Annotated in this window: 9 protein-coding genes; all 9 read left to right on the forward strand. The window is 30.4% G+C overall.

Features of this window, described 5'->3' with window-relative positions; genetic code table 11:
* The first annotated feature begins 83 nt into the window (after positions 1-83).
* The 9 genes from HGB55_RS10975 to HGB55_RS11015 are packed head-to-tail and all read left to right on the forward strand — an operon-like array spanning position 84 to position 10,648.
* Positions 84-1,550 carry an Ig-like domain-containing protein gene (locus HGB55_RS10975; RefSeq protein ID WP_168816946.1) on the forward strand — a complete coding sequence of 489 codons (1,467 nt, stop codon included), beginning with the start codon at positions 84-86 and terminating at the stop codon, positions 1,548-1,550.
* A gap of 9 nt (positions 1,551-1,559) precedes the next feature.
* Positions 1,560-2,510: an alpha/beta hydrolase gene (locus HGB55_RS10980; RefSeq protein ID WP_168816947.1), complete on the forward strand. Its 951-nt coding sequence runs from the start codon at positions 1,560-1,562 to the stop codon at positions 2,508-2,510.
* 28 nt (positions 2,511-2,538) lie between these two features.
* Entirely contained in the window at positions 2,539-3,540 is a 1,002-nt protein-coding gene (locus HGB55_RS10985) for a DUF4861 family protein (RefSeq protein ID WP_168816948.1), read from the forward strand.
* 5 nt (positions 3,541-3,545) lie between these two features.
* A complete protein-coding gene (locus HGB55_RS10990; protein ID WP_247649207.1) occupies positions 3,546-4,004 on the forward strand; it encodes a cupin domain-containing protein in 459 nt (152 codons plus the stop codon).
* Position 4,005: 1 nt separating this feature from the next.
* Positions 4,006-5,247: a glycoside hydrolase family 105 protein gene (locus HGB55_RS10995; protein WP_168816949.1), complete on the forward strand. Its 1,242-nt coding sequence runs from the start codon at positions 4,006-4,008 to the stop codon at positions 5,245-5,247.
* Positions 5,248-5,290: 43 nt separating this feature from the next.
* Complete coding sequence (locus HGB55_RS11000) at positions 5,291-6,928, forward strand: glycoside hydrolase 43 family protein (protein ID WP_168816950.1); 1,638 nt, start codon at positions 5,291-5,293, stop codon at positions 6,926-6,928.
* A gap of 2 nt (positions 6,929-6,930) precedes the next feature.
* Positions 6,931-8,970, forward strand: a complete 2,040-nt coding sequence (pelA, locus tag HGB55_RS11005) for a pectate lyase (protein WP_168816951.1) — start codon at positions 6,931-6,933, stop codon at positions 8,968-8,970.
* Between the two features lie 7 nt (positions 8,971-8,977).
* On the forward strand, positions 8,978-9,721 hold the full coding sequence (locus HGB55_RS11010) for a rhamnogalacturonan acetylesterase (protein WP_168816952.1): 744 nt from the start codon (positions 8,978-8,980) through the stop codon (positions 9,719-9,721).
* Between the two features lie 3 nt (positions 9,722-9,724).
* Positions 9,725-10,648 (forward strand): alpha/beta hydrolase, encoded by a 924-nt coding sequence (locus tag HGB55_RS11015; protein ID WP_168816953.1) that lies wholly within the window; start codon positions 9,725-9,727, stop codon positions 10,646-10,648.
* Positions 10,649-10,711 lie beyond the last annotated feature (63 nt).

The following is a 10,711-nucleotide window of genomic DNA, read 5'->3' on the forward strand; positions in this document are numbered from 1 at the left end:
AGAGGTATGCATTTTTTGCATACCTCTTTTAATTAAATCCTAAATTAAATTTCATTTAACTAAGAAATAAAATATAACTGTAAATGAAAATGAAAGTAATAAATATGTTACTTATTATTAGTCTTTTTTCTTGCTCTAAAGATGATGATAATTCAGAAGTTATAATACCAGAACCAATTGTTTATGTTCAATCAATAACAATTAACGGTTCAGATATTACTTCGGGAACTACTGGTCAAATGACAGCTGAGGTTTTACCAACAAATGCTAATAATAAAACTATTGTATGGTCTTCATCTAACGAAACTATAGCGACTATTTCTTCAAGCGGACTAATAACCGCGTATCAAAATGGAACTGTTATAATTACAGCTACTGCAATTGATAAAAATGTTATAACTGCTACAAAAGAAATCAAAATTTCAAGTTTTACTACTACAGCGTATGATTATACAGTTTCTACAACTGCTGAACTTTTGTCGGCTTTAGCCAATGTAAGTGCAGGCGAAACCATATTTTTAAATGGAGGAAATTATGTGGTGAATAGTAAAATAACATTGAGTATTTCAGGTGAAGAAGGAAATGAAATTACAATACTTGGTCAAACTGAAGGAGCAAGAGTTAAACTTGATTTCTCTTCAATGTCTGAAAATTCTTCAAATCAAGGAATCGTTTTAACAGGTAATTTTTGGCATATTAAAGGAATTGATATTTACAAAGCTGGAGACAATGGTTTACAAATTAAAGGAAATAATAATCTGATTGAGTTTTGTACTTTTTCTGAATGTGCTGACACAGGTTTGCAAATAGATGATGGAGCTTCCAATAATACAATTTTAAATTGCGATTCTTATTTTAATGCAGACTCTTCAATTGAAAATGCTGATGGTTTTGCTTGTAAATTAAGTGCCGGTACCGGTAATAAATTTATAGGCTGCAGAGCTTGGCAAAATTTAGATGATGGTTGGGATGGCTATTTAAGAAATACTGATAATATAACAACTACTTATGAAAATTGTTGGTCTGTAAAAAATGGATATTTAAAAGATGGAACAAAAGGAAATGGAGATGGAAACGGTTTTAAAACAGGGGGAAGTGATGATAAGTTGTTAAAACACAATGCAACTTATAAAAACTGTATAGCTGTTGGAAATGTTTATGATGGTTTTGATCATAACAGTAATAGAGGTATTGTCGTTTTATATAATTGTGCTGCTTATGATAACGGAAAAAATTACTCATTTAGCAGTACCAATCCGCTTGAAAAATTAACAATAAAAAATAGTAGCGCATTAGGAGCATACGGAAGTATAAATGCAACAACCATTGATGTAACACATAATAGTTGGCAAAATGGTATTATTACTTCTGAAGAGGATTTTAAAGGTATAGATTATAGTGAACTGTTGGCTTCAAGAAAAGAAGATGGAAGTTTACCGGATGTTAATTTCTTTCATCTAAATAGTGATAGTGATTTAATTGATAAAGGGATTGATGTTGGATTACCATTTAATGGTTCAGCACCAGATATAGGTGTTTTTGAATATTGATAATTTTAAATGAAAATAAATAAAGTAATATTTATAATTTGTTTTTTGTGTTCAAATCTTATTTTTTCACAAATAAGTCGTGCTATTGACACATCTTATACAGTAAATAGTGCATTTAAAAAATCAATAAAAAAGTATCCATTTATTGAAATTGTAAAACCTCAAAACTTCGAAAATATAACCGAAAAAAAGGAAATTATTTATAAAGAAATAGGAGGAAGAAAACTTCATTTAGATGCTTATTTGAACACTTCTGAAGAAGTAAAACCAGCAGTAGTTTTATTACACGGAGGAGGATGGAAATCAGGGAATAAATCACATATGAAACCTTTAGCTCAAAGTATTGCTTCAAAAGGATATGCTTGTTTTACTGTTGAATATAGATTATCACCGGAAGCTAAATATCCTGCTGGAATTTATGATGTAAAAAATGCTATTCAATTTATAAAATTGAATGCTGATGAATTCAAAATTAATTCTGATAAAGTGGCTATTTTAGGATGCTCATCCGGAGGGCAAATGGCGGCTCTAATTGGTGCTACTAACAATAATCATGCTTTTGAAGATGCAAAGAGTAAATATAAAATGCCATCTTCTGTTCAAGCTATTATTGATATAGATGGTATTTTGGCTTTTAAGCATCCTCAATCTAAAGAAGGAAAAGCAGCCGGTTTATGGTTGGGGGGAAGTTATGAAAGTATTCCTGAAATTTGGAAAAACGCTTCGGCACTTACACACACAAGTAAAAATACATCTCCAATTTTATTTATAAACAGTCAATATGAAAGGTTTCATGCAGGAAGAGATGATATGATTAAAATTTTAAATTCACATAATATTTATACTCAAGTTGAAACCATTGAGAATTCGCCTCATACTTTTTGGTTGTTTCATCCGTGGTACAACAATACGCTTGAATATATCGTTAAATTTTTAGATAAAATTTTTAAAGAAAGCTAATCTTATATAACCATTTATAATTTTAAAAATGAAAATAGTAAAAATCATTGCAATTTTGTTATTAATAATCTTTACTGCTTGTAAAAACCAGGAAAAGAAAGAGGAAATTGAAACAGCTGTATCTGAGACTTCTTATAACATCAAAACTGCTAAAACGTATGCAGAATTATCGATTAAAGAAGGTGGTCATTGGGAAGGCAGAGAGTATATCGGCGGAACTTTTAAAAATATAACACAGCTTAAAATACCTGTTGAGCATACTGACCATTCTTGGTTTATTAGATATGAAGGACCGGGTTGGGAAAACAATAAAATAGCTTACAGAATGTATCTGGATTGGAGAAATTGTATTGACATTTTTGGAAAAGTAACTGATAGTATGGTACTTTCAAAAGTTGGTCAAGATGGTTTTGATTCTTACCATGAAAAAAATGATTGGGGACAGGATATTTTAAAGGCAGGAAAAGGTTTAGGAATAGGTTCTATTGGCCGATATATAAACAAAGAAGTATTGCATTTTAATAAAGTTGATTCTACAATTGCTAAAGTTGAAAATGCATATGACAAATCAACAGTTATAACAGATTACTATGGTTGGAATACAGCAAATGATACCATTAATTTACATCAAGTGTTATCAATAACTCCAAATGTTCGTTATACCAAGCACACTATTAAACCTTCAAAAGGGGTTGAAGGAATTTGTACCGGAATTGTAAAACATGGTGTTAATTATTTTACTAAAGAAAGTGAAAATAAAAAATGGGGGTATGTAGCAACTTATGGAGAACAAACTTTGGTTCCGGATAAATTAGGGATGGCAATTTTTTATGAAGTTGAAACAGTTAAAGAAATAACTGAGTGGGAGCACGACTATCTTTTAGTATTTAAACCTACAACAGCCGAAATATCGTTCTACTTTTTAGGAGCTTGGGAACAGGAGAAAAACGGCATAAAAACTGAAGCAGAGTTTTTATCTTATTTAGACGGACTGTTAAATGAATTAAATGCTAAGAATACATTAAAATAAAGATAATGACTGATTTTAAACTTAAAAATATTTTTTTAATGTGTTTGTTTATAGTTTCATTCCAATCTATATCAGCTCAAGAAGAAGCTACCAATGATTCTGTAAAAAAATATACAATTGAAAACTGTGTAAATCAGTTTAATATAGCAGATACGGTTAAAACTAAAGTTGGTTATCAATATTGGTTTGCCGATAAAGATTTTATTGATGGACGTACCCTTAAAATGAGTGTGGTTGCACCACATAAATCAACACACGCACCGCATAAGCATATTGAAGACGAGTTCTTTTTTGTTTTAGAAGGAACAGCAACTTTCTTTTTAGATGGAAAAACTACTACTGTTGGTGCTTATACTAGTTTATATTGTCCGTCAATGGTTATGCATGGAATTTCTAATGCCGGAGATACCGAATTAAAGTACCTTGTTATTAAAAAATATCAAAAAAAAATAAAAAATCAATAATATGGTAAGTGATAAATTAAAAGGTTTATATAAGATTTCAATTGGATTTATTATTGTATTTGTTGCAATTGTAAGCTGTAAACAGGTTAAAACTGAAAATAAAGATGATGTTGTTGAAATAAAAGAAATGGTTATTTCAGATACTTTAAAATGGTCTGAAAGAATGGCGTTATCTATAATGAAACGCAATCCGGAAGCATATCAAATTGATGGAAAAACAAAACCAAAGTGGGATTATGTACACGGATTAGTTTTAACTTCATTTGAAAAGTTATATAAAAAAACGCATCATCAAAAGTATTATAACTATATCAAAGAATATGCAGATGTACTTATTGATAGTGCAGGAAATATTAAAACATATAAGTTCAGTAATTATAATATAGATATGATTGAAGCTGGAAATATTCTTTTCGAATTGTATAATACAACAAAAGATGAAAAATATGTAAAAGCAATGCAATTGTTAAGAAAACAATTAGCAGAACAACCAAGAACTAGTGAAGGAGGTTTTTGGCATAAAAAAAGATATCCAAGTCAGATGTGGTTAGACGGTTTGTATATGGGTGAGCCATTTTATACAAGATATACTGTTGAATTTGAAGATGGTAAAAATTTAGGTGATGTTGCAAAACAGTTTGAATTGATTCAAAAACATGCATTAGATAGTAAAACAGGTTTGTTATATCACGGCTGGGATGAAAGTAAAGCAATGGATTGGGCAAATAAAGAAACAGGCACATCTCCTAATTTTTGGTCGCGTTCTTTAGGTTGGTATGTTATGGCATTGGTTGATGTGTTAGATTATTTTCCTAAAGAACATCCCAAACAACAAGAATTAGTTGGCTATTTAAATCAGCTAGCTGTAGCACTCACAAAATATCAGGATGAATCCGGAATGTGGTATCAAGTAACTGACATGGGAGGTAAAGAAGGAAATTATTTAGAATCTACAGGTACTTCAATGTTTGCTTATGCACTAGCAAAAGGTGTAAATAAAGGATACTTGCCTATTGAATTTAAAGCTATTGCAAATAAAGCATTTGACGGTTTAACCAGAGATTTAATAAAAGTAGCAGATGATGGTGAAATAACGATTACCCAAGCTTGTGCAGTAGCAGGTTTAGGTGGAAATCCATACAGAGATGGTTCATATGAATATTATGTAAATGAAAGAAAAAAAGATAACGATCCTAAAGCGACAGGGCCATTTATTTTGGCTGCTTTAGAATTAGATAGATAATAACTGAAAGTTAAAAAAAGCTTTTTTATAACTATAGGAATCTATGAGATTTTTTAAAATTATAATTATTATTTTAATATTTAGCACTAATCAATTAGTGTTAGGGCAAATTGAAAACGATAATAATTATTCTAATGTTTGGGTTGCAGATAATGGAGATGGAACTTATAAAAATCCTATTTTACATGCAGATTATTCTGACCCAGATGTTATAAGGGTAGGAGATGATTATTATATGACAGCATCTTCTTTTAATTGTGTTCCGGGTTTGCCAATTCTTCATTCAAAAGACATGATAAATTGGGAGTTGATAAATTACGCACTTAAAAAGCAACCACCTTTTGATGTTTTTGATAAACCACAACATGGTAATGGAGTTTGGGCACCTTGTATTAGATTTCATAAAAATGAATTTTATATCTATTATCCTGATCCTGATTATGGAATTTATATGGTGAAAGCAAAAGATCCAAAAGGTATTTGGTCTGAACCAATTTTAGTGAAAGCAGGAAAAGGATTGATTGATCCAACTCCATTATGGGATGATGATGGTAAAGTTTATTTGGTTTATGCTTTCGCAGGAAGTCGAGCCGGAATAAAAAGTTTACTTGTTGTTTGTACTATGAATGAAGAAGGAACAATAGTTAATAATGATGAAGTTTTACTTATTGACGGACATATAGATGAGCCTACAATTGAAGGACCTAAGTTTTATAAATACAATGGCTATTATTACATTTTTGCTCCTGCCGGTGGTGTTTCCACAGGTTGGCAAACAGTATTAAGGTCAAAAAATATTTATGGACCATATGAAAAGAAAAAAGTAATGGAGCAAGGAAAAACGGATATTAATGGTCCACATCAAGGTGCTTGGGTACAAACTCAAACTGGAGAAGATTGGTTTTTTCATTTTCAAGATAAAGGTGCTTATGGAAGAATTGTACATCTTCAGCCTATGAAATGGGTAAACTATTGGCCCGTAATAGGAAATGATGATGATGGAAACGGAATTGGAGAACCTGTTGTGAATTATAAAAAGCCGAATGTTGGAAAAATATTTCCAATTGTAACTCCTCCAGATTCAGATGAATTCAATGAACCAAAACTTGGTTTACAATGGCAATGGCACGCAAATTCACAAGTGTATTGGGGATTCCCAACAAATATGGGGCATTACATAATGTATTGTCGTTCAATGCCTGATGAAGCAGATAATTTGTATGATGTTCCTAATTTATTATTACAAAAATTTCCTTCCGAAGAATTTAAAGCTACTGCGAAAATGACTTTCAATGCTCGTTTTGATAAAGAGCAAACAGGTTTGTTGATTATGGGGTTAGATTATAGTTATTTGAGAGTGAAACAACGAGAAGGGAAGCTCTATTTATCTCAAGTTATATGCAAAAATGCCGATAAAAATAAAGGTGAAGTCGAAAGCGATTCCGTTCAATTGAAAAGCAATACTTTTTATCTTCAAGTAAAAGTAAAAGCAGGAGCAATATGTGATTTCTTGTATAGTGAAGATGGTGAAAAATTCAATGCCATAGGTAATAGTTTTACTGCTAGAGAAGGTAAATGGATTGGGGCAAAAATAGGGTTTTTAGCACTTCGTGAAGGAAAAATAAATGATGCGGGAAATGTTGATATTGATTGGTTTAGATTTAATAAAATAAATAAATAAAAATGAATTATTTTAAAACTATTTTAATTGCTGTTGTATATATAAGTATATCAATTTCAGTTATTCATGCTCAAGTTCATAACAAATCTTGGGAAAGTATTACAGAAAAAGAAGAAGGACCTTGGTTTGCTTCAAAAGAAGCTATAGCAATTGCAGAAAATGTATTGCTTTATCAACGCGATATTGGTGGTTGGCCTAAAAATATTCAAATGCAAAAACCACTTTCTGAAAAAGAAAATCAAGAATTATTAGCTGCAAAAAAATCTACCAAAGGGTGTACAACAGATAATAGGGCAACATATCAAGAAATGATTTTTTTATCAAAAATGTACAGACAAGTTTCTGATGAAAGATATAAAAATGCGTTTCTTAAAGGGTTAGATTATATATTGGAAGCTCAATATGATAGTGGTGGTTGGCCACAATTTTATCCGCTAAAAAAAGGGTATTATACGTATATTACTTATAACGACGACTCTATGTATAACATTCTTAGGGTATTAGAAGAAATAAAAAATAAAACAGATTATTTTTCGATACAACCATCAGAAGAAACAGTTGAACGTGTTAAAGTAGCATTTGAAAAAGGTATAGATTGTATACTAAAAACACAGTATAAGCAAAATGGAGTATTAACAAGTTGGTGTGCACAACACGATGAAAATACTTTGTTACCGGCAAAGGCACGTGCTTATGAACTTCCTTCTTTAAGCGGAAAAGAATCAGCTAAAATAGTTTTGTTATTAATGTCAATTGAAAATCCGTCTGAAGAAATAATTACTGCAGTAAATAGTGCTGTGGCTTGGTTTGAAAAAGTGAAGATAACCGGATTAAGAGAAGATCGTTTTTATAATGAAAAAGGTAAAATAATTGACAAAAAAATGATTCCTGATCCTGATGCGAAACCAATTTGGGCGCGTTTTATGGAGTTAGATGATAATACTCCTTTTTTCTGTGATAGAGATGGTATTAAAAAAGCAACGTTAGCTGAAATAGGAGCAGAACGTAGAAATGGATATGCATGGTATACAAATGAACCAAAAGAAGTTTTAAAAAAATACCCGAAGTGGAAAAAGAAATATGGAATTAAGCCGGTTGAAACTAAAACATTAAAAAAAAAACTAAAAAATGAATTTAATATAGTTGTTACAAAAGATGGTAGTGGTGATTATACCAGCATTCAGGAAGCAATTAATAATACAAAGTCATTTCCGTATCAACGAGTAACAATTTTTGTAAAAAATGGAATTTATTATGAAAAAATAAAGATTCCCGAATGGAATACTAATATTTCGCTAATAGGAGAAAGTAAAGAAAATACTATAATCACCTACAATGATTATTTTGGGAAAATGAATTTGGGTAGAAATAGTACCTTTTATACTTATACTTTATTGGTAGAAGCCAATGATTTTTATGCTACAAATTTAACCATACAAAACACATCTGGTGAAGTTGGTCAGGCAGTTGCTTTATCGGTTTTTTCAGATAGAGTTGTTGTTGAAAACTGTAATATTTTAGGAAATCAAGATACATTATATACTTCAGGAGACGGCAATAGACACTATTTTAAAAATTGTTATATTGAAGGAACCACCGATTTTATTTTTGGTAAAGCAACAGTATTATTTGAAAACTGCACAATTCACAGTAAAAAGAATTCATACATAACAGCTGCATCTACTCCAAAAGGAGCTAAATATGGTTTTGTATTCAAAAATTGTAAACTTACTGCTAATGAAGATGTAACTAAAGTTTATTTAGGAAGACCTTGGAGAATTTATGCTAAAACAGTTTTTATAAATTGTGAAATGGGAAATCATATTAAGTCTGACGGCTGGCATAATTGGTCTAAACCTGAAGCTGAAAAAACAGCTTTTTATGCTGAATATAAATGTTTTGGAGAAGGATTTAAACCAAAAGAAAGAGTTTCTTGGTCGCATCAACTTAAAAATAGAAAGGCTAAAAAATATACTATTGAAAATATTTTAGGATCAAAAACTGTTGATATAGATTATAAATGGTACGCAAATTTTAAATAATTGAAATATGAAATTAAAATTTATAATTCTGTTATTATTAACTGTAAATTGTTTAGCACAAAAAACAACAGTTTACACAATTGGAGATTCTACAATGGCAAACAAACCCAATCCTGAAGAAAATCCTGAGCGTGGTTGGGCTCAAATGTTGCCACAATTTTTCAATGATAATATTAAAATTGATAATAGAGCAGTTAATGGTAGAAGTACTCGAAGTTTTATTAATGAGAAAAGATGGGATTCTGTTTATAACAAACTAAAAAAAGGAGATTATGTTTTTATTCAATTTGGACATAATGACCAAAAAGAAAAAGATCCAAAACGCTATACCAATCCACATACAGCTTATAGAAATAATTTAATAAGGTTTGTGAAAGAAACACGAGACAAAGGAGCAATTCCTATTTTATTCTCATCAATTGTAAGAAGAAATTTTAATGAACAAGGGGTACTTATAGATACGCATGGAGAATATCCTTTAGAAACAAAATTAGTTGCTCAAGAACTAGATGTTATTTTTATTGATCTTCAATATCTTACCGAAAAACTGGAAGAATCTTATGGTGTTGAAAAATCAAAAGAACTTCATTTACATTTTAAACCGGGAGAAAATTCGTATTTTCCAGAAGGTAAAATAGATGATACGCATCTTTCTGTAAAAGGAGCAAGAGAAATAGCTAAATTAGTGGTACAGCAAATAGAATTGTTAGATATCCAAATAAAAGAAGAAATAATTCTAATAAAAAAATAAAATATGAAAACCTATAATAAGTATTCACTTCTTTTTTTTATAACCTTTTATTTGGGATTGAGTGGTTTTATATACGCGCAGCAAGAGGTCATTTCATTATGGTCAGAAAATATTCCAGGGTCAATAAATAACGACAATTATAAAGAAACGAAAGTTATTAAAGAAGATAAATTTTATCGTACAAGTAAGGTAACAACACCAACACTTTCCATTTTTTTACCTGAAAAAGATAAATCTAATGAAACAGCTGTTGTTATTTGTCCAGGAGGTGGTTATTATCATTTAGCTATGGATAAAGAGGGTTTTGAGGTTGCTAAGTGGCTAAATACGTTAGGAGTATCTGTATTTGTGTTAAAATATAGATTGCCAAGTGATAGTATAATGAAAGATAAAACTATTGGGCCTTTACAAGATGCACAGGAAGCTATTCGATTTGTAAGGCGTAATGCAAAAAAATGGAATATTGATATTAATAAAGTTGGAATTATGGGATTTTCAGCTGGTGGACATTTAGCTTCAACATTATCAACTCATTTTAATGATAAAACATATGATGTTCCAGATAGTATTAGTGCTCGTCCTGATTTTTCAATTTTAATTTATCCGGTTATTTCAATGACCGATGAAATTACACATATTGGATCTCGAAATAATTTATTAGGAGAATCACCCTCTGCTTCATTAATTAAAAAATATTCTAACGAACAACAAGTTACTCAAGATATTCCTTCTACTTTTCTTATACATGCAACTGATGATACCGTTGTTCCAGTAGAAAATAGTATTAATTACTTTCAAGCGCTTAAGAAATTTAAAGTTCCAGTTGAAATGCATTTGTATGAAAAAGGAGGACATGGTTTTGGTGGAGTTGTTACCTTTACTCGGACACAAAATTTAAGACCGTTTGTTACAAAACAAATATCTTAGAAACATGAAAAAACGTATTTACAGTAAAGAGTTTAAAGATCAAACAGTTCGATTAAGTTATCA

The sequence above is a fragment of the Lutibacter sp. B1 genome (assembly GCF_012524075.1).
GTDB lineage: Bacteria > Bacteroidota > Bacteroidia > Flavobacteriales > Flavobacteriaceae > Lutibacter.